Annotated in this window: 22 protein-coding genes; 1 reads left to right on the plus strand and 21 read right to left on the minus strand. The window is 42.6% G+C overall.

The features are described from left to right. Positions 1–16: 16 nt before the first annotated feature. From K401_RS0129395 to K401_RS0129410, 3 genes are all read right to left on the minus strand, one after another. Complete coding sequence (locus K401_RS0129395) at positions 17–1,054, minus strand: sensor histidine kinase (RefSeq protein ID WP_024296304.1); 1,038 nt, start codon at positions 1,052–1,054, stop codon at positions 17–19. Between the two features lie 9 nt (positions 1,055–1,063). Continuing rightward, a complete protein-coding gene (locus K401_RS0129400) occupies positions 1,064–1,750 on the minus strand; it encodes a response regulator transcription factor (RefSeq protein ID WP_024296305.1) in 687 nt (228 codons plus the stop codon). A 349-nt stretch (positions 1,751–2,099) separates the two neighbouring features. Further along, complete coding sequence (locus tag K401_RS0129410) at positions 2,100–2,621, minus strand: cysteine hydrolase family protein (protein ID WP_024296306.1); 522 nt, start codon at positions 2,619–2,621, stop codon at positions 2,100–2,102. A gap of 120 nt (positions 2,622–2,741) precedes the next feature. Here K401_RS0129410 and K401_RS0129415 point away from each other — a divergent pair, with 120 nt between their 5' ends. After that, complete coding sequence (locus tag K401_RS0129415) at positions 2,742–3,674, plus strand: helix-turn-helix transcriptional regulator (protein ID WP_024296307.1); 933 nt, start codon at positions 2,742–2,744, stop codon at positions 3,672–3,674. A gap of 282 nt (positions 3,675–3,956) precedes the next feature. Here the strand turns inward: K401_RS0129415 and phoU are convergent, their stop codons facing one another. The 18 genes from phoU to K401_RS0129505 form a co-directional block, all read right to left on the minus strand. Next, on the minus strand, positions 3,957–4,610 hold the full coding sequence (gene phoU, locus K401_RS0129420) for a phosphate signaling complex protein PhoU (protein ID WP_024296308.1): 654 nt from the start codon (positions 4,608–4,610) through the stop codon (positions 3,957–3,959). Between the two features lie 44 nt (positions 4,611–4,654). Then, a complete protein-coding gene (locus K401_RS0129425; protein WP_027352260.1) occupies positions 4,655–5,416 on the minus strand; it encodes a phosphate ABC transporter ATP-binding protein in 762 nt (253 codons plus the stop codon). Between the two features lie 10 nt (positions 5,417–5,426). Further along, positions 5,427–6,305, minus strand: coding sequence for a phosphate ABC transporter permease PstA (pstA, locus tag K401_RS0129430; protein ID WP_330363189.1), 879 nt, complete (start codon positions 6,303–6,305; stop codon positions 5,427–5,429). After that, positions 6,271–7,116: a phosphate ABC transporter permease subunit PstC gene (gene pstC / locus K401_RS0129435; RefSeq protein WP_024296311.1), complete on the minus strand. Its 846-nt coding sequence runs from the start codon at positions 7,114–7,116 to the stop codon at positions 6,271–6,273. Before pstC ends, pstA begins: the two co-directional genes overlap by 35 nt. Continuing rightward, positions 7,113–7,961 carry a phosphate ABC transporter substrate-binding protein gene (locus K401_RS0129440; RefSeq protein ID WP_024296312.1) on the minus strand — a complete coding sequence of 283 codons (849 nt, stop codon included), beginning with the start codon at positions 7,959–7,961 and terminating at the stop codon, positions 7,113–7,115. Before K401_RS0129440 ends, pstC begins: the two co-directional genes overlap by 4 nt. Positions 7,962–8,075: 114 nt before the next feature. Further along, positions 8,076–8,873 carry a phosphate ABC transporter ATP-binding protein PstB gene (pstB, locus tag K401_RS0129445; RefSeq protein WP_084493026.1) on the minus strand — a complete coding sequence of 266 codons (798 nt, stop codon included), beginning with the start codon at positions 8,871–8,873 and terminating at the stop codon, positions 8,076–8,078. Positions 8,874–9,765: 892 nt separating this feature from the next. Continuing rightward, positions 9,766–10,191 carry a VOC family protein gene (locus K401_RS0129450; RefSeq protein ID WP_024296314.1) on the minus strand — a complete coding sequence of 142 codons (426 nt, stop codon included), beginning with the start codon at positions 10,189–10,191 and terminating at the stop codon, positions 9,766–9,768. Between the two features lie 130 nt (positions 10,192–10,321). After that, positions 10,322–11,152, minus strand: coding sequence for an ornithine carbamoyltransferase (locus tag K401_RS0129455; RefSeq protein WP_024296315.1), 831 nt, complete (start codon positions 11,150–11,152; stop codon positions 10,322–10,324). Positions 11,153–11,644: 492 nt separating this feature from the next. After that, positions 11,645–12,466 carry a beta-keto acid cleavage family enzyme gene (locus K401_RS0129460; RefSeq protein ID WP_024296316.1) on the minus strand — a complete coding sequence of 274 codons (822 nt, stop codon included), beginning with the start codon at positions 12,464–12,466 and terminating at the stop codon, positions 11,645–11,647. 51 nt (positions 12,467–12,517) lie between these two features. Next, positions 12,518–13,189: an aspartate/glutamate racemase family protein gene (locus K401_RS0129465; RefSeq protein ID WP_024296317.1), complete on the minus strand. Its 672-nt coding sequence runs from the start codon at positions 13,187–13,189 to the stop codon at positions 12,518–12,520. An 18-nt stretch (positions 13,190–13,207) separates the two neighbouring features. Next, positions 13,208–14,635 carry a four-carbon acid sugar kinase family protein gene (locus tag K401_RS0129470; protein ID WP_027352259.1) on the minus strand — a complete coding sequence of 476 codons (1,428 nt, stop codon included), beginning with the start codon at positions 14,633–14,635 and terminating at the stop codon, positions 13,208–13,210. Next, entirely contained in the window at positions 14,620–15,984 is a 1,365-nt protein-coding gene (locus K401_RS0129475; protein ID WP_024296319.1) for a glycoside hydrolase family 140 protein, read from the minus strand. The genes K401_RS0129470 and K401_RS0129475 overlap by 16 nt, the downstream gene beginning before the upstream one ends. Beyond that, a complete protein-coding gene (locus K401_RS0129480) occupies positions 15,977–17,242 on the minus strand; it encodes an MGH1-like glycoside hydrolase domain-containing protein (protein ID WP_156945329.1) in 1,266 nt (421 codons plus the stop codon). The genes K401_RS0129475 and K401_RS0129480 overlap by 8 nt, the downstream gene beginning before the upstream one ends. Before the next feature lie 5 nt (positions 17,243–17,247). Continuing rightward, on the minus strand, positions 17,248–18,078 hold the full coding sequence (locus K401_RS0129485; protein ID WP_024296321.1) for a carbohydrate ABC transporter permease: 831 nt from the start codon (positions 18,076–18,078) through the stop codon (positions 17,248–17,250). 14 nt (positions 18,079–18,092) lie between these two features. After that, the gene (locus K401_RS0129490; RefSeq protein WP_024296322.1) at positions 18,093–18,971 is read right to left on the minus strand and encodes a carbohydrate ABC transporter permease; all 879 of its coding nucleotides are present in this window, start codon (positions 18,969–18,971) and stop codon (positions 18,093–18,095) included. 367 nt (positions 18,972–19,338) lie between these two features. After that, positions 19,339–20,748 carry an ABC transporter substrate-binding protein gene (locus K401_RS0129495; RefSeq protein WP_024296323.1) on the minus strand — a complete coding sequence of 470 codons (1,410 nt, stop codon included), beginning with the start codon at positions 20,746–20,748 and terminating at the stop codon, positions 19,339–19,341. Positions 20,749–20,890: 142 nt separating this feature from the next. Next, a complete protein-coding gene (locus K401_RS32165; RefSeq protein WP_024296324.1) occupies positions 20,891–21,922 on the minus strand; it encodes a response regulator transcription factor in 1,032 nt (343 codons plus the stop codon). 3 nt (positions 21,923–21,925) lie between these two features. Continuing rightward, a complete protein-coding gene (locus tag K401_RS0129505) occupies positions 21,926–23,695 on the minus strand; it encodes a sensor histidine kinase (protein ID WP_024296325.1) in 1,770 nt (589 codons plus the stop codon). Between the last annotated feature and the right edge of the window lie 42 nt (positions 23,696–23,737).

Below are 23,737 nucleotides of genomic sequence, written 5' to 3' on the forward strand. Positions count from 1 at the left end.
CCACATGAATTTCCGCTTACATCTTAGTAAGGTTAAGAAAATTCATAACAAATATGCTTCCTTTACCTAATACACTGTCCACTGTGATGGTACCGTCATGTGCTTCCACGATTGTTTTTGCAAGAGGCAGTCCAAGGCCAATTCCTTGCGTATCCTTTGAAAAGCGGCTGCGGTAAAACCGCTTAAAAATATGGTGTATATCTTCAGGGTGTATGCCGCTTCCATTATCCTTTATGGTTATCTGTGTGACAGACGGGAGTTTTTTCCACTCAATTGTAATCTGACTTCCTGCGTTCGTATGGTCGAGTGCATTTTTTACAATGTTACTAATAGCTTCTATGATCCAATCTCTGTCACAAAAAAGCCGGGTGTCATCTGGCCCTGACAAGGTAATAATTTTCTTTTCCCCTTTGGCACGAAATTCAAAATGCTGATAGATATCATTTATCATATTTTCTACACTTTCAGGTGCTTTTTTTATAATAATAGCCCCTGCGTCCAGCTTCGTGATTTTCAAGAGGCTTTGAACAAGCATTTCAATCCGCTCAATCTCTTTCTCTGATTTTACTGCAAATTCCTTTACCGCGGCAATATCTTCTGTTTCATCTTGTAACAGACTGTTGTAAATCGTGAGAGCGGCAAGGGGTGTTTTTAGCTGATGAGAAATATCAGAAATATTACCTTTCAAAAACTCTTTTAGTTTCTGTTCTTTTACTGTATGAGCATTGAGTACTGTAGCCAATGTGTTGACTGCATGGAAAAGCTTATACAGACTGCCTTCCTTATCGCAATCAATTCGGATATCCGTATTCCCTGAAAGGAATAAATTGATTTTAGATATGGCTTCTTCCATAATCTGATTTTGCTTACGAAAATAAAGAAAGCAAACGCCTAAAATACACAATGCAGCGAACAAAGACAGCAACAGTATGACAAGGTTCCATGTGCCGTAAAACAGCCATATTAGTAACTGAAATAAAAGGATAAAACCGCCCAATATACACGATATTGCAATAAAAAAATTTCTAATATCCGTATTGGTAAAAATCTTCACCTGCCCACCTCAATTCAATATATTCCATTTGTACCCCATACCCCTGACGGTCAGCAGCATTTGCGGTTCACCCGGATTGTTTTCTATCTTCATTCTTAGCCTGCGAATATATACCGCTAATGTATTATCGTCCACATAGCTGCCCTCACCGTCCCATAGCTTATCCAGAATTTTTTCTTTGGATAATATGATATTGGGATTTTGCATAAGCAGGCAAAGCAGCCGATACTCGGCTTTTGTCAAATCCAAAAGCCGGTTGTCTTTATACACTTGTCCTTGCAGCAGCAAAACTTTTATTCCATTGGATATTATCTCTGTATCTGTCGTTCCAAAGTTCTTTGCTCTCCGAAGCAACGCGTTAATTCTCGATATGAGAACACCTAATTTAAAGGGTTTGGTTATATAATCGTCACCCCCGATATTAAGTCCTGAAACGATACTTATTTCTTCATCTGACGCAGTTAAAAAGATAATCGGCACTTTGGATACCTGACGCACTTTTTGACATACTTCAAACCCGGAACCGTCCGGCAGAGACACATCCAGGATCAATAAATCGTATTTACCGTCTGTCCAAATGGTATTGGCTTCTCTAACGGTTCGAGCAATATCCAATTCAAAACCCTGTCTTTTTAGCAAACAGGAAAGCCCATCAATCAGGCTTAAATCATCTTCAAGAAGTAACATCCTATTCATTATTTTGCTCCTTTGTCCGTCCATCTTTAGGTTTTTCTATATTGGCTGGAATAAGCCATTTTCCCCCGGCCTCTTTCACTGTTAAAAATACCATGTAAGCACCGTCTTTTTACAGATATGCTTATATTATATTTCGAGATATCGAATAATTCAAGCATGTCACTTTTAAGAGCATTTATGGCTTACCACTAACCAGGCCAGCTAAGCAAAGTCAAGCCTTTGTGAATAAAAAGCAATAAATCAAAAATGAACAAGACAACCGGAGCCGCTATGCTTTAGCGGCCCGAAGTATTATAGTCCGCCGTTGAGAGCTAATCCAATGTCAGACGGCCTTCTTCATCGACTGAGTTCAGTAATGTTTCTGTGCTTCAAAGATGTGATTCGGTAACAAGTCATTTAAACGAATGATTTTACTGCCTTTACTTTCATAATAACGCAGCATTTCGTCAATTTTCCTTTTATCATAACTGGTAATGCAATCTGATAGGACATTAACGCCATAATTTGCTTTGCATAAGTTGTAACAGGTTGATTTAACACAGGCAACAGCATCTGCTCCTGCTATGTAGAAATCACATATTTCATTTTTACTAATAAAGTCTGTAAATTCTTCACTGGTTAATGCGTTGCCTTTGTATTTTGTAAAAACATTTTTTGATACTATTTTCAAGTCTGAGGCTAATTCAGACCCATATGTATTAGGTTTAAGAGTCCTCGTACCGACCGATAAATTTTCATGCCTTATATAAATAACGTGAATATTATTTTTGACTGCCCAATCAATCGCTTTATTGATATTGTCAATAATATTCTTATAATTCTTTGTTATGTCATTTTGAATATCGATTATTACTAAAGCTTTTTTCTGCATAGTGTCTCCTCCTGATAGGTAGATTGATTTGTTTGCCTTTTTATTGTACCATGTAATTGTTGACAACAGTATGGCAACAATCTATGATGATAAGAAGAAATTTTGAAAGGCGGCTATCAAATGAAAGTTGACAGGCTTGTGAGCATTATTATGATACTCCTTGGTAAAGAGCGTATAGGCGCACAGGAGTTAGCAGATATGTTTGAAGTTTCCCCCCGCACAATCTACCGCGACATAGACACGATCAACATGGCTGGTATTCCTGTCCGCGGGGCATCGGGAGTGGGCGGCGGCTTTGAAATCATGCAGAAATACAAGATTGACAGAAAAGTTTTTTCGACTGCCGATATTTCCGCTATCTTGATGGGGCTTTCCAGCCTTTCCAACATGATACGAGGTGATGAACTGGTAAACGCTCTTGCGAAAGTCAAGAGTTTTATCCCCGCCGACAGAGCGAAAGACATTGAATTAAAAGCAAATCAAATATATATAGATTTAAGTCCGTGGATGGGCAACAGGAACATACAACCATATTTAGAAATTATCAAAACAGCTTTACAGGAAAGCAAGCTGCTGACCTTTGAATATGCAGACCGCTATGGAAATAAAACTGAACGAACAGCCGAGCCGTATCAGCTTGTATTGAAAAGTAGTGATTGGTATTGGCAAGGGTATTGCCATAAAAGAAATGATTTTCGCTTATTCAAACTCTCCCGCATATCAAACCTGCAAATACAAGAGGAATTTTTTACGCCGCGAGATTATCAAAAACCGCAGTTAGATTTTACTGATATTTTGGCAACTATGCAAACAAAAATTAAAATTCGTATTCATAAATCTGTCATGGACAGGGTACTTGATTATTGCACCTATGAACACTTTTCTCCAGACGGTAATGAGCATTACATTGTTAGTTTTCCTTTCATAGAGAACGAATACTATTACAATATTCTTTTCAGTTTTGGAGACAAATGCCAGTGTTTAGAGCCGTTACATATCCGCACAGAAATGAAGCGCAGAATACAAGATATAGCTAACTTATACGAAAACTAGTACAAGGAGTCTATTCTCATATTCACAATACTTTCTGCTCGCTGTATTGTACTATTTCGTTGTTTCCGCTTGTTCTTTTACAGGTAAAAGATCAACATTCACGGCTCGTCCACTTTGAACAATCCGCTCGTTTTAGACATTTTACATGGCAGCAGTCCATAAACAATATAGTTTTTTATACTGTTTTATGACGGACTGCCTTTACATGGGCTTTTTTAGCATATACTTTTTCGCTTTAGTTTCTCAGAGCTGTCTGAAAGGAAATCAATCAGAGGCATGCCTCTAATTGATTTCCTTTAACTCACCTGTAATCATGTATATGGTTCTTTCACATATATTTGTAGAATGGTCGGCGATTCTCTCAAGATACCGGCCTAAGAACAGAAGTTTAGTGCCTTGTTTTGTAAGTTCTCTTTTTTCTGTGATAATGTTAAGGATATCATTTATAACGGTTTCATAGAGCCTGTCAACATCTTCGTCCCTCTCCGCTGCCTTTTCTGCAAGGGCAATATCCTCATTTACAAAGGCATCAAGACTCATTTTTAACATTTTCTGAGCAATATCTGCCATACTTGGAATATCTTTCAGGGAATTCATAATGGGTTCTTCGCCAATCTCAAGTATTACCTCTGCAATGTTTACTGCATTGTCTCCCATTCTTTCAAGATCTGTTATGATTTTCAGAACCGATGCAATTGTCCTTAAATCCTTGGCGAGAGGCTGCTGAAGGGCAAGAAGCATCATACATTCCTGTTCAATTTCAAGTTCCAACTGATCTATTTCATCATCTTTCTTCAAAACAATCCTTGCAAGTTGAAGATCTTGTGTCTTTAAAGCAGTCACTGCCGTATCAATAATATTCTCAACCAGGGCTCCCATTTTTAATACCTTTTGCTTAACGTCAAGTATCTTCTGTGTAAAACGTTCTCTAACCAAAATGCTCATCTCCTTTTACAAAAACATATAAAATATTCGGAATTTCAACCAAATCTTCCGGTAAGGTAATCGTTGGTTCGATTATCCTTTGGGAATGAAAAAACCTCTTGGGTATAACCTTGCTCTATTAAATCTCCCATTAGCATGAATGCAACCCGGTCAGCAATGCGCCCAGCCTGCTGAACGGTATGCGGTGCAATGATAATGGTGTATTGCTCCTTAAGCTGTATTAAGGATTCCTCAATTTTGGCCGTTGATATTGGGTCAAGAGCTGAACAGGGTCTGTCCAGCAAAATAACCTCCGGCTCAAGAGCCAAAACCCTGGCAATACACAAGCGCTGCTGCTGACCACCGGATAACCTGGCCGCAGGAGTATCCAGCCTATCTTTGACGTCATCCCAAAGGGCAGATATCCGCAGAGCCTTTTCTACTTCCTCTGCCACAGCCGACTTGGTTTTTATTCCACCCATACGGGGGCCCAATGCCACATTATCAAAGATGGACATAGGAAGAGGTGTTGGTACATCAAAAACCATCCCTACCCTGCGGCGCAGTTCTGTCACATTAACATCCGGGTCAAAGATATTTTTCCCATCTAAAAGTATCTCACCCTCCTGACGGGCACCCACAGTCAAGTCGCTCAGACGGTTTAATGTGCGGAGCAGTGTTGTTATACCACTGTTGGCCGGACCAAAAACAGCCATAATCCGATTTTTAGGTATCTCCAGGTTCAGTTCTTTAATAACCTGCTTTTGTTGATAATAGAAGTTTAATCCTTTTATCTCTATTTTTGATTTCTGTATCATTTTTCACCTCTTAACGGCCCTTCGCTATGAATCGATTGACCAGCATATTAAAACCAACATTAAGCAGAAGAATAAGAATAATCAAGAGCGCTGCTGTTCCATAAGCGTTATCCATGGATATTCCCTCCCTCGCCAGTATATAAAAATGTACTGCCATGGTTCGAGTTGGGGAGAAGATTGATGCAGGCATACGCAATGCTGAGCCGGCTGTTAAAATAACGGCAGCTGTCTCGGCTACACATCTCCCTATGCTCAAAATCACTCCATTTACTATACCAGGGAGTGCTGATGGAAGTACTGTTCTGGTTATTGCCTGCCACTTAGTGAGTCCCAAAGAGAAGCCTACCTCCCGGTATAGCTGCGGCACAGTACGAATCGCCTCTTCTGATGTACGTATAATAGTAGGAAGAATCATGATAGCCATGGTTAATCCGCCGGACAAAATTGACCAGCCCATTTTTAAGTATATGACAAAGAAGATAAAACCAAAAAGTCCATATACAATGGAGGGTATGCCTGCCAGGGACTCGGCACTGAAACGGATAATGCGGGTGACTTTGCTCTCCCGTGTGTACTCCGTAAGGTATATAGCTGTTCCAATTCCAAATGGTGTTGCAACAATAACGGCTACTGCAGTCACAATCAGAGTACCGACAATGGAAGAGGCAATACCCCCGGAACGGCCCATATCCCGCGGAATATCCGTTAAAAACTGCCAGCTGAGCATAGGTATTCCCTTGACTAATATATGAATAATGATAGAAAAAAGAATTGCAATAACAAGAAGAGCAGCTGTCCAAATTAAAAATTTTGCTATCTTTTGGGAAGATTTCGGGTTAATTCTCATAGTAACCTCACCTCTTTCGTGTGATGTATTGGGCAGTAGCATTTAAAATCATGATAATGACAAACAGTACAATACCTGTGGCAAAAAGCGCCTGCTGGTGTTCGCCAGATGCATATCCCATCTCAATACCAATATTCGTGGTCAGTGTCCTGACAGGGTCAAGAACTGATTCAGGAAGTGCGACAGCATTACCCAGAACCATAATCACCGCCATAGTCTCACCAATTGCCCTGCCTAAACCTAAAATTACGGCAGCAACAATACCCGATTTAGCCGCAGGTAACAGCAGTGAACATATGGTCTGCCAATGTGTCAACCCTAATGCAAGCGCTCCATCTTTATAATGGCGCGGCAGCGCAAGGAGAGATACTTCGGTGATGCTGATGATCGTTGGCAGGATCATAATACCCAAAATGATGGAACCGGCCAATATGCTTAACCCCGGCCCTCCCAGGTAATTACGTATCATTGGTACCACGAACAATACTCCCCAAAACCCATATACCACGGAAGGTATGGCAGCCAGCAACTGGATGGCGGGTCTGAATATGTTTCTAAGCTTTGCAGGAGCAAACTCAGCCAAAAAAATACTGCAGCAAATGGCAATGGGAACTCCCAGGATTGCTGCTCCTAAAGTGACCGATACAGATCCCACTATCATCGGGAAAATGCCATAGGCACCTTGGCTGGGAGCCCATTTCATACCAAAAACAAAGTTTATTATGCCAACCTCGGCAATAATAGGGATACCTTTTATAAATATAAACACAGTAATGAGCGCCAGCACCGATAAAGTCGAAAGAGCGATTAGTAGAAACACTCGTTCAGATAATTTTTCCTTGAAACTCTTCATTTCCCTGCCCCCTCTGCTGAAGGAATAAGTCCTTCATTGCTCAGTAACTTTTGCCCCTCTGAAGAAAGGGTAAAATCTATGAATCTCTTCTCTAACCCGGTCGGCTCACCGTTAGTGACAAACAAAAACTGCCTGGACAGTCTGTAGCTGCCATTCATTATATTTTCTCGTGTCGCTTCGATACCATCTAAATGCAAAGCCTTCACTTTATCCGTAACCAGACCCAAAGAGATAAATCCTATGGCATTAGGGTCATCCTCAACCAATTGCCGTACCGCCCCATTGGAGTCCTGGACGATAGCTTTCGGGGTTATCTCTTCTTCACCCATCAACAGCTCCGTAAAGGCACTTCTTGTACCTGATCCTTCTTCACGCGCTATGATATTGATCTTTGACTTTGAGCCTCCCAATTGACTCCAGTCGGTAATTGCAGCTGCGTAAATATCGCGGATCTGATCTGAAGTAAGGTTTTGTATTGGATTCTTAGGGTTCACTATTAATACCAATCCATCCTGAGCAATTTCTACATTCCACAGATTTTTCTCCTCATCTTTTAATGCACGGGAGGACATTCCAATATCAGCACTGTGTGTCTTGGTTGCCGTAATACCTGCCGAAGATCCTCCGCCCTGGATATCAATCACAGCGTCAGGATTTAAAACCATATACTCTTCCGCCAGAATCTCAGCATAGGGTTGTACAGAAGTTGAGCCTGCAACAATCGCAGCTGAGCCAGGCGCCTGGCTGCAGGCAGTCATCATACCCATGGAAAGGGTCAATATCACTACGCTGACAAAACCTCTTATCCGTCTTAATAATTTGCATGTTACAATCTTTTTTCTCATATGTCTCACAAAAATCAAACATTAAAATCATCAGCTACGATAAAATTCTAATGTTTGATTTCCTCCATTTCTCAGAATATATTAAAGAACTGCAAGTTCACCTTTTATAAATCTTTATCCAAACCGACCTGTAATGTAGTCCTCTGTGCGTTTATCCTTAGGATTAGCGAAAATTTGTGCTGTTGGAGCGTATTCAACCAACGTCCCCGCCCTATCAGGATCCATCATCATAAACGCAGTCATATGAGACACCCTTGCTGCTTGCTCCATACTATGAGTTACAATAATAATCGTATATTTTTGAGCCAGCTCCTCCATTAACCCCTCAACCTGCATTGTAGATTCCGGATCAAGAGCACTACAAGATTCATCCATTAACAAAACCTCAGGCTCCACAGCCAACGCACGGGCAATACATAAACGCTGCTGCTGGCCCGGAGAAAGATCAAAAGCAGATTCTTTCAATTTGTCCTTAACTTCGTCCCATAAAGCCACCTGGTTCAAGTTCCTCTCCACAATCTCATCAAGACGAGCTCTTTGTTTTATTCCATGATGCCTTGGACCAAAAGCCATATTATCATACACTGACATGGGAAAGGGATTAGGTTTTTGAAAAACCATACCAACTCTTTTTTTAAGTACAACAACATCCATATTCTTATCATAGATAGAAACACCATCAAGCATAATTTCCCCCTCTACCCTAACTCCTGGTATTGGGTCATTCATACGATTAAAAAGACGCAGAAGAGAAGATTTACCGCATCCCGACGGCCCAATTATGGCTGTAATAGCACATTCCGCAATATCCATTGTAACATTCCTCAGAGCTTGGAAATTGCCATAAAAAAGGTTTACCGCATCTGTTTTTATCTTGGCTCTTTGCCCAGGTTTTAACATTAGATCATCCATTCGTCACCCTCGCTAACCGACTCCTTATTAAACTTTAATTAAGAAGCTCTTATCCTTTATAATATTTGAAATTTCTATCTTCTTTTTCACAACAATTATTAATTATACAATAATTAAAGTTAACAAAAGCATTATCTATGTTAATTATAGGTAAAATTCTTGTAAAATTTTTATCTCCAAAAGGTCCAGCAGGCAAGGTGATATAACCCCCCCCCTGCCGGATTCCTAATAGACCGATATTCTTCAATCAGAATTGCGAAGCATTCTTGAAAATAGTTATTCGGACATAATCGCAGTTTGTCCTTTATAACTATCAAAAGTAATTTATTGTCCGCAATTTGCAATACGTTTTTATATTTATACTGTTCAAATCCCCTAATCTTTTTTATTTATTCTGTATTTTGTATGTATTGTAATATTTTCTCCATTAATTTTTTTATTAGTATCTTACGGAAGCAGAATTGTCAAAAATAAAAAAAGAGATTTCTAATTGAAATCTCTCAGACTGTAAAGAAAGACGGTGCAAGGACGCAAGTCCCAGCACCGTCTTTCTTTCAATACAGATATTCTCATGGATTTTCGTTAATAAATGATATATCGACTGATTAAATAATCCCAGTTTTTCTTTAAATTTATGCTCGTAAATGTCATCCAATGTTATATCAATAGAAATATCATGGCAGGTACGTAATTCTACTTGATCCTCAGTTATATCAAAGCCGCATTATTTTACATGTCGGGTATATGCCATTCATATACGGTGAATATTATTTTATCTTCTACTTGCATTTTTACTTTCTCCTGCTCTACATCCTTTCTCTTTACAAATTGGATCTGCCAAGCCTCATATAATGTTAATACGATCCGCTTGTAATGAGTATATCAAGATTATCTATAACAACGCAAAATGAGGACTCTCAATCATTGATTTCATTTGGCATAAGCAAAAAGGATGTCCGGCGGGGTCAAACATAACTCTCCAATCATTAGAAAATTGCTCATCTGCAATTGTTGCTCCACAATGGACTGCATGTTGAACCGCTTTTTCTAAATCATTAACAGCGAAGTCTATATGTGCCATTTGCTGTTGCGTTTCAGGCTCTTCCGGCCACACAGGCGGTTTATACTCAGGATTCCGTTGAAACATTATACCAGGATATGTTCCCTGATTGGTTCCCGGAGCGTATACACATGCCCATTCTTCATCGATCAACATCATTTCCCACTTAAGCAGCGATGCATAAAATTTTGCTAATTCATGCGGGTCTTTGCAATCCACCGTAAACGAGTACATTTTGATTTTTAATTCATCATTCATAATGCTGATACCTCCTTAAAAAATAATCTATACTAAACTTCCATTACTTCACTCTGCCCAATCTCCCGATAAGCCAAAACTCATCCTTCCTTTTTTCGTTATAATAAACAACTCCTTCACAAATCAGAATTCAGCTGAGCAAACAGTATATAATTATCCCTTGCTGAACTTGAAGCAAATACTTTTTAAATTCGTACCCAACAAAGTACTTTGACTCTATCACATCATCAGAAACTTCCTCTCCGCGATAAAATGGAGGACAGGGATTTAATATCGCTCCATCATTCGCCATATCCATTATTTCCTTTGTAATCTGACAATTTCTAAAATCCTCAAGTACATTTGAAGGCAATGAATCCGTACAAATAATGTCTTTGCCGCTTATGGCTTCTGTTACGTAGTTGTACGTCATCAAACCATTTATCTCATAGCCGTTACCACAACATTGTGATAATTCAAAGCCCATGGCATCAGAAGCCTCTTTCCAAGCCAACCCTATATTTCCTAACGCTCCGCAAAATAAGTATTTATCATGAATAAAATCTTTCCTTATCTTTGAAAGTGCGTACATATCTGTGAGTATCTCGCATGGATGGTTTACATCTGTCATTGCATTTATAACTGGTGCTCTTAAATATTTGGCCAGCTGTTCCAGTATGTGTATATTCCTATGTCTTACTACAATAACATCTGCCCAGTTATTTAAATACCCGCATACATCTCTCAAATCTTCTTTTTTATCAAGCGCTTCATTGGGAAATAATATAGGTTGTCCTCCTAATAAATGTATCCCCTTTTCAAATGTGACACGCGTTCTAATACTTGAACTTGGGAAGAATAAGACTACACTTTTCCCTTTTAGTATATCAATGTATTTACCGCACTGAATTTCATCTGAAATCCTGAAAATATCATATATCTCCCTTGACTTTAAATCCGTTAATCTGATCAGACTTTTCAAACAGATCCCTCCATATCTTCCGTTTGATAAATTACAATCCATTTATTTTCGTTAAATTTGCTACAAGCCTCCACTTGCTTTGAATTGTTAAAATAACTCGTTCATATTCCCGTGGGGCCCTGGCAAAAGAGGAAACTAATTTCCAAGTATCTGCCGGCTTGAAGCCGTAAGATAATATTCAGAAATTTTAACCTCTAAAAAGACAATAGCAATACCAACAATGTTATTACTATAATTGTATATCCCTTCCTGCTATTTTTCAACATGTACTTATATCTTAAGATAATAATTTATATATTTTCACCTTAAAATCAATAGTATTGTTTCTCTAAGAAAAAAGCGCAAAAGCAAAATCGCTCTTACGCTCAAGGGGCATTACTCAAATTATGTTTCATTCTTTTTACTTATACTATAATTAGAAGTCCATCCAGCCTGAAAGATGTCAAAGGTTGATATGCCTTTGTTGAACGTATAAGAGCGGAATACATGTAGTTATAGGGGACGAATATTCAGCATAGCCCTGATTTCATCAGGGGAAGCAGGCAGCATTTTCTTCTCTCTCACAATGCCTGCCGCCGCCTCCACTAACTGAAGATTCGTACCGGCTATGGCTTCCCGGCTTAAATACCTGCTGTCTTCAAATCCGATCCGCACCGTGGAGGCCCCTAAATCGAGCGCAGTTTTTATAATCTGGAAATCGGTCCGATGGGCATGGGTAATTCCCCACAGGATCTTCTCTTTCTCCGGAAAGAATTCCTCCAATGCTTCCAGCATGGACTTTAAGGTACGGACCGTGGCCGGAGCTGCTCCCATATGTCCCAGTACAATGCTGAACAGAATTGGGTCTGTAAATTCATACTTCATGGACAAATCCTTTGCCGTTTTAATCATACCGATCTCAAAAACTTCTATCTCCGGAGTTTTATGATGATTAAGAATCTGCTCTACGCAATAATGAACATCTTTAATAGGATTGATATAAACCTGATCTCCCAAATTCACAGAGCCTACATTCAGGGAGTTCGCTTCCACCCAGTCCGCAAATACAGGTGTGCAGCGCTCCTTTATGGTTAAATCCGATACCCCTCCCGTGGATACCTGGATGACAATGTCGCATTCCGAACGAATATACCGGACCGTTTCCTCCAACAGAGTTAAATCCGGAGTCAGCCGTCCATTCCCATCCCTTACATGCAGATGCACCATTCCGGCTCCTGCCCTGCTGCAGGCAATGACATCCTCTGCGATCTTCCTGGGATCGATCAACGTATCATCTGCTGCCACCGGTGCAACGGATATCACTATTTTTTTCATACAGCTCTCCTGTTTCTTTGTTATAGGGTCATTGGTTGTAAGGGGCATTGGTCATAAGGTTCCCTTTGAAATAAGGGCCGCCTTCAGTGCCTTTGCTCCAAATTTCGGGCTGGAAAGCACGGTTTTCCCATACATGTCAGCGATATAGCTTTCACAATACGCCATAGAGCCCTGGGCAAACAGGATCACATCCGCCTCTTTCGCTGCTTTTCCGGCATGCTCTGCCATCAAGACCTTAAACTGCTCCTGATCCAGGCCAAACGCTCCATCCACCAGCACCTCCATCATCTCCACATGCTTTCCCATCTCTCTTGCGACCTGTAAAACAGTTCTTTTGGTAGGCTCCAGTGTGGTAGAAAGTGTTGCCATCACTGCGATGTTCCTGCCCAGTCTGACCGCTTCCCTGCACATCTCTTCATCCACTCTCACAATGGGCACTCCCAGATATCTGGCTGCATCCTGCACGCAGTCTGCAACCTCGCCCACGGAAGAGCACAGGTTCAGAATCGCATCCGCTCCCTGCTCCACCGCCTTCATATACATCCCTATCAGCCTTGCTGCAGGCGCTGCTGTAACATAACCTTCTTTTCTCACTTCCGCCAGAATTGTGGGATCCTGAAAGCTTATGAGCTCCGCTTGGCTGCCCAGCTGTTCCCTGACTTCTTTTTCAACAATTTCAACCAGCTCCGGTGTGGTGCTGGTATAAATCAAACCAATTTTCATATTGAATCCTTTCTATTATTATATCATTAACAGCTCCACCGCCTCCCGGAGTGTAGTCACATCTCCCACATTCCCCGGAAAAATAACATATGGCAGTTGGGGAAACTTGCTCTCATCTCCTATACGCCATACCGGAACTCCCGGACGGATCTGCCCCAGAACCCGGGCACATTTCACCCGGAGAGCTTTGGTTCCAATGTCACTGGAAGTAATTCCGCCTTTTGCAATGATAAATGCCGGTGTCACTTCCAGCTTCTCAATCAGGGACATTACCGCTTCCGATATCTTTAACGAACGAAGCAGCGCAGCTTCCTTTGTATCATTTTCTATGGAAAGCAGACGGCGCTTTGTATAAACGACTACGGTTCTCCCTTCACGGACCGCATTTTCACACATCGTCCGTATCCGGTTTGCCTCCTGTTCCAGCCCTCCAGCCGTCAGCACCAGATCAGAATCCATTTCAATAAACTGAAGGCCAGCCGTCTTTTTTAACTCTTCAAGCTGCATGGTGGTTTTCTCCGTATGAGAGCCAATCACCACAATCCCTGCCGCCCTTCCGGCCCCAGTTATCATCTCATCTTTCGTAAGAAGGGGCTTGTCACTGATATTGCCAAACGCCTTTACAAAAGCCGCAGCCGTACGGAAGATGTAATGCTTTCCCCTTCCCATGGCCCGGTAAAGAGCAATGCAGAAAACCTTAATGTCATATTCATCTACCGCATTTACGATGATTTTCTGAAAACCCTTTACAGCCAGCAGCTGCTCTGTAATTTTATCAAGTTTCATTTCCCTTAAATCTTCCAAAGAAATGCAGACAACGGAATCCGCCCGAAACCTTCCCTCCGTCTTCTCTTCGATATATCCGCAGAGGTCGGAGGATTGATATCCAAACGTCTTATCCCCGGCAAATTCCGTCTCTCCCGCCGGAACCAGTTCGGCCCCATATTTAACATAATGGACATTATCAATGGTAAAGCGTCCTCCTTCTGCAAAAAAGGGGCACAAAATTTCTCCGTCCACCTTCCACGGGTTCTGCTCTTCTAAAACCGCCTTTAACACTTCGGTCTCCAATGGATAATGACCGCGCAGAGTGGAATCCCCGCGGCTTACAATCAGATATTCCATTCCCATCTCTTTTGCCGTCCGGTCTACCCGCTTTCCAATTTCCCCATGGGCCTTAGCCGTCTGTTCTGCCGTAAATCCCCTTGAATTGGTCAGAATGAAAAATAATTTATTCTTTTCTTCAAAACCGCGGCCTATGCTTTCCGGAGACCAGTCCGTGTAAACGGATATATCATGGACTGTTTGTATCCCTGTGGGATCATCATCCAAAACAACAATTTTCCTGGTATCCGCGTCGGCTTCTGCTGCCAGCAGATCATCCACCTTCCTCTTATCGTAACAGGGGTATGAATGTAATATCTCACTGCTTATTCTTTTTTCCATCCGTCTACTTCTCCATGCATATCTTTTTCTTCCTGCAACAGCAGCACAATATCCTTTGTCTCATCCACGGCAGGCGGCGTTTCCGTAATTTCAGACTGCCCCCTGACGGTCTTAATATAGCTCTTTATTCCTGTCGCCGGACAAAACCAGAATACCATCATCCGTTTTTCCTTATAATCTTCCAGGGAAAGCTTTATTTCCCTTCCAGTATAAGAATAAGCCATTAAAAAGTCTTCTCCGGCAAACACACTGATCCGACCGTACTTTTCTCCCTGTTGGGACAGGAGCTGCTGCTGCGCCGGTTTTCCGTGTACGAAGCCGACCGACTCCATCAAATCTTTTAAATGCTTCATTTGTGAGCTTCCGGAATGATGCAGGCCGTCTTCCCATAAACAGTTTACGCCAAAGCTTCCGTCTTCTGATAAATCACGTTGAAACTGCATCACCGCATTATGGCCGTAAGTATGGCCTGCTGCCCCGGCAAACACGTCCCAGTAGGCATAACGTCTGACATCTGCAGCCTGCCAATAGGGCTGGGTCTTATCATGAAGTCCCTGCAGAATCCATTCATAAGAAGGCTCACCGTCCAGAACAGGTTTCACAGGCAGTCTGGCATAATCGTCTTCCACATAACGCCAGCAGTCTTCCCCAAAACAGGTTTCTGAGGGCCGGTTGTCATCCCAAGATCCTAACTGATCCTGGTCATATCTTCTGTGCCCTGACTGGAACAGATTAAAATCCAGCCACGTTTCTTTGTGGAACCATTGGGAGGAATCCGTTCTCCCGAAGGGATGATAAGTAACCAGGCGGTCCGGCTCATCTTCTTTCATCATTTTTCCCATGGTACAAAAAAGCTCCTGATTAACATCGCCTCTCACATCACCGCCCACGATCCAGATTAAATTGGGGCAGTGGTGATAACGTTCCAGCACGAATTTCATGAAGCTCGTTAAATTCCCCATATGTAAGGAGCCGTTTTTTACAATATCGCTTCCCCATACCGGCAGAACTCCCAGATATAATCCCAGCTCTTCTGCCATTTCCATTACCCGGTCAATATGACTCCAAAAGGTTCCGCAGGTGTTGATTTTGGAGAAGTCCCCATTCATCAGAGCCGCATCTCCCGCCAGATTCCTTTGGTCAGCCGTATGCAAAAAGTCAGCTAAAATCACATTGTATCCTTTTTCCTTCCGGTTTCTCAAATACCGGTATGTCTCCTCTAAGGTCAGCCGTTGAAACATGAGCCAGGCGGTATCGGCCAGCCAGAAAAAAGGCGTGGCCCCGTTGGTAAAATACCGTTTGTTTTCATGCACCCGCAGAAGTCCTCTCTCCCAGGGTTTCTTATTCATGCTCTTTCTCCTTTTCCAAGTCAGCCAACATGTTAATCGCCAGGAGGTTCCAGTTTATAAACCCGCCGTTTACCACCGGATCTCCGTTGATAGGATTGTAATATTCATGCATACATCCCGTTTTTTCCAGATCCATGCCCAGAAGCTTTAAAGAATTACGGCAGATTTCTTCTGCTTCTTCCCGGTATCCATAAGTGAGCATGGCCTGAAACACCACATAATTGGCTACCAGCCACACAGGACCAAGCCAGTTGGAGGGATTATTGGTCGCTTCAAGATTAAACATCTTCTCATCCTTGGCCAAGGTGGCGATTCCAAAACTGCTGTGAAATGTATTCTCATCATGATAATGGCTGACCAGACTCTTTGCCTGTTCCTTTGTTGCAAAACCAGCATACATGGGGATAAATCCGGACCATACCCTTATTTTAATGGGAAGGGTCTTCCAGAACACCCCAAGGCCTTCATGGAACCAGTCAAATTTTCTGGTCCTGATATCCACGTCAACAGAATAGAAGAACTGATCCCTTTTATCCCAGCACTCCTCCTGTATGGTCTGTATCAGGACTTTCGCCCGGTTCTCCCACTCAAGGGCCTCACCGCTTTTTCCTGCGTTTTTCAGAACACACCCGTATGCCTGCATTTCCAAAACCATAAATGAATTCAAATATATATTTGCCGTGGAAAACTTGGGACGCCCGAAGGAAGCGGGATCATTGTCCATCCCTATCATAATGTCATCGCACCAGACAAACAGCCCTTTTTCTTCCATAAAATAATTTCGGTAATAGCAGTCAAAGTATGCTTTCAGTCCGTCTAAATACTCCCCTGTCCAGGAATAATCCCCCTGGAATTCACTGATCAGACGCATCTGCTGGCAAAGAAACGGCTTATGCATGTTCATTTGCACGCCTTCCTTATGCTTCATGTTTAAATAGGGCTCCGGCCACCGGTCAACCTCAATCATCATGGGAATATAGCCATCCTTCAGCTGATGATCCATAAAATTTCTCACATTTCCTCTGGCATGGACCAGAATCTTTTCCTGCAGCTCCTCTGAAAAAGAATCCATGATACCGAATAATCCGTAAACCGACCAGTAGGTATCCCAGTCCCATAAATTTCCGTCATAGACACTGCCCGGATCAATAAAGGGATGGCGGATAAATCCATGAGGCTCTTTTAAAAGCCCGTTCACATGACCTGCCACATAATCTTTTATCTCCTGCGCATAACGTTTGCTTTCCTGATCCATCATCCCGCTTATCCTTTCACCGCTCCTGCTGTCATCCCTTCGATTACCCTTTTGTTCAGAATCATATATAAGACCAGCATAGGGATCACGCACATAGACACGGAAGCAAAAATCGCTCCCCAGTTTTTCGCTCCAAATTCATTCTGAAAATACAGAAGACCGGTTTGAACCGTCTTCAGCTTTTGGTCGCTGATAAATGTCATGGAAAAAATCAGATCATTCCATTTAAAGAAGAATTGCAATACTAAAACCGTAACAATGGCATTCTTCATCAGCGGCACAACCACATACCACATCAATTTGTAGATTCCGCATCCGTCAATCACCGCCGCTTCCATAATCTCATCGGGAAACGACCGGAGATAACCGGTTGTCAGCAGTGTCGACAGAGACAGGCCGAAAGCCGTGTATGTGATGATCAGGCAGAGCCTGCTGTTTAAAAGGCCCATTCCGGAATAGATCTGGAATAAGGGAATCAGGGCAGTTGCCACCGGAATCATGATGCCAAATTCAAAGTACTTTCCAACAAACCCCTTAAGCTTCCATCTCATCTTTGTTACCGCAAAACTGACAGTTACCGTAAACAGTACAATAAAGAATAAGGAAACCACCGTACATATAAAGCTGTTTTTAAAGAAAATATCCATATTTCCTCTTGTCCACGCCTCTATGTAATTCTGGATATAGAAGCCCGAGTTTAACGCATATGCCGGCTTGCTGGTCCACTCACTCTGCTGTTTTAAGGAAGCGGTCAGCATCCAGAACAGCGGATATACTTCGATCACCACAAGACAAATAATGACTAATTTAATTGCAATTGACTTAAATCCTTTTTTCATTCTCGGCCTACCTCCTATTCTTTTACATCAAACTTACGGATGATGGACGATCCAAGCACGCACAGCATGAATATGAACAGCGCAACCACACTTCCGTATCCCACCTTGTTATAGGTGAAGGAAACATTATACATATACATGGACAGGGATCTCGTGGCAGCTCCCGGTCCTCCGTTCGTAAGAGCGGTCGCGGATTCAAACATTTTCACTGTTCCGGAAAAACTGAAGATCAGGCAGGTGATGATCATTGCATGCAGCAAAGGGGCCAGAATATGGCGAAACAGCTGCAGTCCGCCAGCTCCGTCAATTTTTGCAGCTTCGATTACGTCTCCCGGAATATCCAAAAGCGCCCCGTAGAAGATAACGGCATAAAATCCCATGGCCACCCAGATATCCATTACGCACAAGCTTCCCAGAGCCGTGGAAGCCTGGCCGATCCAGGGCTGTACCAGACCGGACAGTCCCAGGGTATCTAAAAGGCTGTTTAGCAGTCCGTAATTTGGCTGTATCTCGTAAATTTTCTGGAACAGCTGACCCACTGCCACAGTGGGCAGCACCACCGGAAAAAATACCAGAGTACGGATCACGTTCTTAAAACGTTTCAGCCAGAAATAAAACATCAGAGCCAACAAAAGCCCCATCCCTACCTGACCAAGCATAACAATGGATATGTACTTCAAATTTACGGCTAATGACGCTTTAAAGTTGCTGTCTCCCAGCAGACGCAGAAAGTTGTCAAACCCGCAGAACACCCATTTCAGCCCCGGAGATCCAGAATAAAACGAGTAATACAAAGACCATATTACCGGCAGAATGACTATGACAGAATAGACGATCAATGCAGGTAATACGAAAATTGCAATTGCCATTTTATTTTCCAATACCTTTTTCATAGAAAAACCTCCAATCCCTTTCCTTTTGACGCTCCCGCATGCCAGGCGGACTTATATAATCCGCTTTGCTGCCGGATTCGGGTCAAGCGGATATTCGCAATCCGCTTCGCTACTTGCTCACAGTGTGCCCCGCTCCATCGGGCATAACCGAATAGCAGCTATCGCTGCTTATCAGGTGGAGCTTGTACTCCACCTGATACAAGCAAGTCCCCTCACCCACCGCTTAATGCTTTTCGCATTTGAAGCGGGGGACTTTCTTGATTCGGTTAAAAAACGGGGTGCTGGATTCCTTTTCAGAACTTCGCAGCACCCCGCATCTCATTTTACGGCTTATCAGGCCATCAGACTTATAGAAGTTAAATTCTTACTACTGGCTCATATCCCAGGCTTCCTGAATGGACTTCATGTAATCCTCTGCCGATAATTCACCGGTTAACAAGGTCTGGATTCCGTCTTTTGCCACATTCTGAACTTCATTGCCCATGGTTGCTTCAAACCATGTAAAAGCACTTTCCGCATTGTTGATGGTATCAAGGACCATTTGTGTATAACCACTGGCGCCTTCTGCAGAGACTGTATAATTATAGCCCTTTACGCTCCCCTGCAGCTCCATGGCCAGATCGCCCATATTTTCTGCGAAATATTTCATAAACCATCCGGTTGCCTCATCATAATTCTTCTGGCTGAAGGAAAGGATATTGCCGCAGTTCATGGAATAACTGCTTTCGTCGCTGACATAAGGATCTACAACCGGCACGTTGAAGAATCCGATTCCGTCTTCTCCAGCCAGATTCTGGGAAGCATCATTTAAGTTGCTTGTAAACCATGAACCGTTATAGAATACGGCTGCCTGTCCGGTCATGAGCATGGAGCCCGCGGTGTTCATGTCTACGGTATTGACTCCTTCACCGAAATACCCTGCATTTGCCCAATCCTGCATTTTCTGGGCGGCCTTCACGTAATCCTCATCCGTATATTTGGAAATTCCTTCATCTGCTTTTGCCATGGCATCAGGTCCGGCAATTCTGACGAGATAAGAATTTAAAAGACGGGTCGCTCCCCATTTATCCGCAGCACCGCACGCGATCGGCTGAATTCCCGCTCCCTTCAGCTTTGCAAGCACAGATTCGAACTCATCCCATGTTTTCGGAACCTGGCAGCCTGCCTGCTCAAACAAAGCCTTGTTATACCAGAAACCTTCCACATTCATTCCAAGAGGCAGATCATAAATATCGTCCGTTCCTGATAAACTTTTCAAAAGAGAGACTGCTGATGGGTTCAATGCTTCTTCACAGTTAAAATCTTTCAGCACCTTTGAAACATTTACCAGCTTTCCTGCTTCGATTAAGTCCACAATGGGTTTGCCTGATTCGTACACGAACATATCCGGCAGATCATTGGAAGCCACCAGGGTAGCCACCTTCTGTCTTAAGTTATCGGAAGACACCACTTCATAATCCCATGTGAAATTAGGATTCACCTCTTTCTGGTATTTCTCACAGAGAGCCTTGATCAGCACGCCGTTATCATTGTCTTCCGCCCAGATCGATAAAATTTTCATGTTCTTTGTAAGCTTGGGGTCCTCCGCTGCGCTGGGTTTTCCTGAATCCGCCCCTGCAGCAGGTTCTGTTTCCCCAGAGGCTTCCGTTTTTGCTGCGGATTCCGTTTCTGCCCCTGTCTGTCCGCCGCCATCGGATGCCTGTTTGTTTCCGCAGCCGGTCAATAAGGTTGTCATCATGGCTGCAGCCAGGATTCCTGCTAAAACTTTTCTCTTCATTTTCTACCTCCCACACGTTTCATAGTTTTTGTTTGATAGATACATTTTAACAAGGAATTTCCCCACATACTAGTCAGTCATTTCTTTGTTTTTGTACACTTTTTATATAATAATTATGATTTGCAATTTTCTTATTGTGTATTTAATCTCTTCTTCTGGTATGTCCCTTATATTCGTTCGGCGTTATACCCTGATATTTCTTGAATATCTCACAAAAATACCGGTAATTATAATACCCCACCTTTTCACTGACTTCCATTACCTTCATGCCCTCATCCAAAAGCTCTTTTGCCTTTTTAATCCTCAAATCCGTTAAATATTTAACATAGCTCATGCCCACTTCATTGCGGAATAAAATGCTTAAATAAGCCGGATTCATGTTTACCAGCATGGCCAGCTCATTTAAGCCGATGTTATCCGCATATTTCTCATCAATAAACTGCAGAAGCTTCTGAATGACACGGTGATTGCTTCCCACCTTTTTTCCAAGAAAAAGCTCGCTCATCTTTCGGATGAGGGACAGGCAGTACAGCCTGCATTCTTCCTCCTCATGGAGTTTTTCCACATCATGATGGGTAAGCTGACAGACAGCATCCGGGTTTGTTTCCTTAAAAATCTGGACCAGCATTGACATGATCTTATATATCTCCTGTTTATACTGCTCAAAATCAGGGACTGTTTCCCTCATCACCCGTAAGATTCCTTCCATTCCTTCTTCCAGCCCTTCCGCTTTTCCAATAAGCACCATATCCACAACACGGTCTGTCTCACGTATGATCCGGTTATATGCGTATTGGGGCGGATTGCTCCGTTTTTCCACTTCCTGCAGCACTTCCTCAATTTTCTGTATGGTAACCGGCTTATCAATATAATTCACCACGCCCAGGGTAATGGCCCGCCTGGCATATTCAAATTCCGTATAACCGCTGATCACCACATAACTGGCTTCCGGCAGAAATTCCTTGCAGCTTTCGATCAGGGAAAGCCCGTCCAACCCGGGCATCCTGATATCTGTAATGACAATGTCCGGCTTCTGCTCCTGTATAACGTCAAGAGCGTCGATTCCATTGTAGGCATATCCCACCACTTCGCACTGCAGCTTCTGCCGTTCCAGAATCGCTTTGATCCCCTCAACCACGATATATTCATCATCTGCAACCACCATTCGATACATCTGTTATTCCCCCTTATTTTCTGCATGAAGCGGTACTCTTAGGGTAACCTCCGTTCCCGCTCCGGCCTCACTTTCAAAACAGATACCTGCCTGATCCCCATAGAACAAGGACAGCCTCTCCCTTATATTCTTTACTCCGTAGCCTTCGTCCAGAAGGTTCATATCCACAATTCCCACCCCATTATCCTTGATTTTAAATACCATAGCTTCCCCGTCAAGGCAGCCGGATAAGCGGATGCTGCACCCACCGCCAAGCTTCGGCTCCAGCCCGTGATACACCGCATTTTCCACTACAGGCTGCAAAATAAACGTAAGGATTTTCCGGGTGATCAGGGATTCTTCTATCTCAATCTTCAGTTCAAAACGGTTGTGGTAACGCATGTTCTGAAGCTTCATATACGCTTTTATTTTCTCAATCTCGGCTCCCACCTCAATCAGCTTTTCTCCTCTGTTTAAGCTCAGCTTAAACGTATCCGAAAGAGCAAGCACCATATCTGCAATCTCATCCGCATGCTCTATGACCGCCATAAAATAAAGGGAATCCAGGGTGTTGTACAAAAAATGAGGGTTGATCTGCGACTGGAGAAGTAAAAGCTCCGCCTCCTTTTCCTTGATTTCAGAATGGAGGAGCTTCTCATGTAAGTCCAGATTATTGTTTACCGTGTTCTTAAACTGGGTGCCGATCTTTCCTATTTCCGTTTCGTCAAACTCCTCTTCAATGCGGAATGTTCCTTTGCTGACCACGTCAATATTCTTTTTCAGCTGTTCCAGAGGGAATGTGATGACCTTGGAAATTCCGTTGACAAACAAGCAGCAGATCATCAGCATGGCCATACATACCAGCACAGAAATCCAGGCAATATAATTGCTGTCACGGCTTAATTCCTCTCTGGCAATTACATTGACCACTTCCCAGTCACCCTTTTCATTGTGCACTTCACTGAATAAGTACTTGCCCGTCTCTCCTGAAATATAATCCTCCAGAACCTCCTGCTTCACGTCCGTTCCTCCGTGGAAGTAGACGAGATTCCAGTCAGGTCTGCTTACAGACCGGCTCTCATTTTTATCAAAAATCATATACCGGTTGGTCACATATCCCTCATCCCCTTTTCCAAACGCGGAAAGGAACATGCTTTTTTTAATATTAAAGACCACATACCCCATGTCTTCTCCATTTTCCGTATTTTTCAAGGTTTTCACCATGGAAAATGTTTCATTGTTATCATCAAACAGCACGTTGTACCCGTAAAATACCTCTTTCCCCATTTCCCGGTCCGCAACCCCAACCCAGTCCATAGCTAAAATATCTTCATCCTTATGATACTTAAGCATTTTACCGTTCTGCAGGGTCAGCTTGCTGTAAAAATAGATATTTCCCTTTTTATGAATGACAACAGTACTCTGGATATATTTGTTCTGCTCAGCCAAATCTCGCAGCGTATGATTTAAAACAACATCATCAAGGCTGGAAAAATAAGTGCTTTTCTTTTGTTTCTTCGTCATGATCTTTTTAAAATTCTGATTGTTAAGCAGGGTCCTGGAAAGGTCGACCAGATTCTGCAGCTGAATGTCAATGATGCTTCCGGACACTTCTAAATTGTGCCTGTGGGAATTCTGGTAATTGCGCTCCATGGTCCTTTTTGAAAAAATAAAGGTTATGCAGCCAACCAAAGCCACTGCCAGAATTAAGCATATCAGCGTAGAAATCAAGATCTGATTCTTGATGCTTCTCTTTTTCCACATTTCCTCAAACCATAATTTCCACTGCTTCATAATTCCCCTCTCCGCTTGCTATGCAAAAATAAGGAAGAACCT

Source organism: Lacrimispora indolis DSM 755 (assembly GCF_000526995.1).
In the GTDB taxonomy this organism is placed as follows: Bacteria; Bacillota; Clostridia; order Lachnospirales; family Lachnospiraceae; genus Lacrimispora; species Lacrimispora indolis.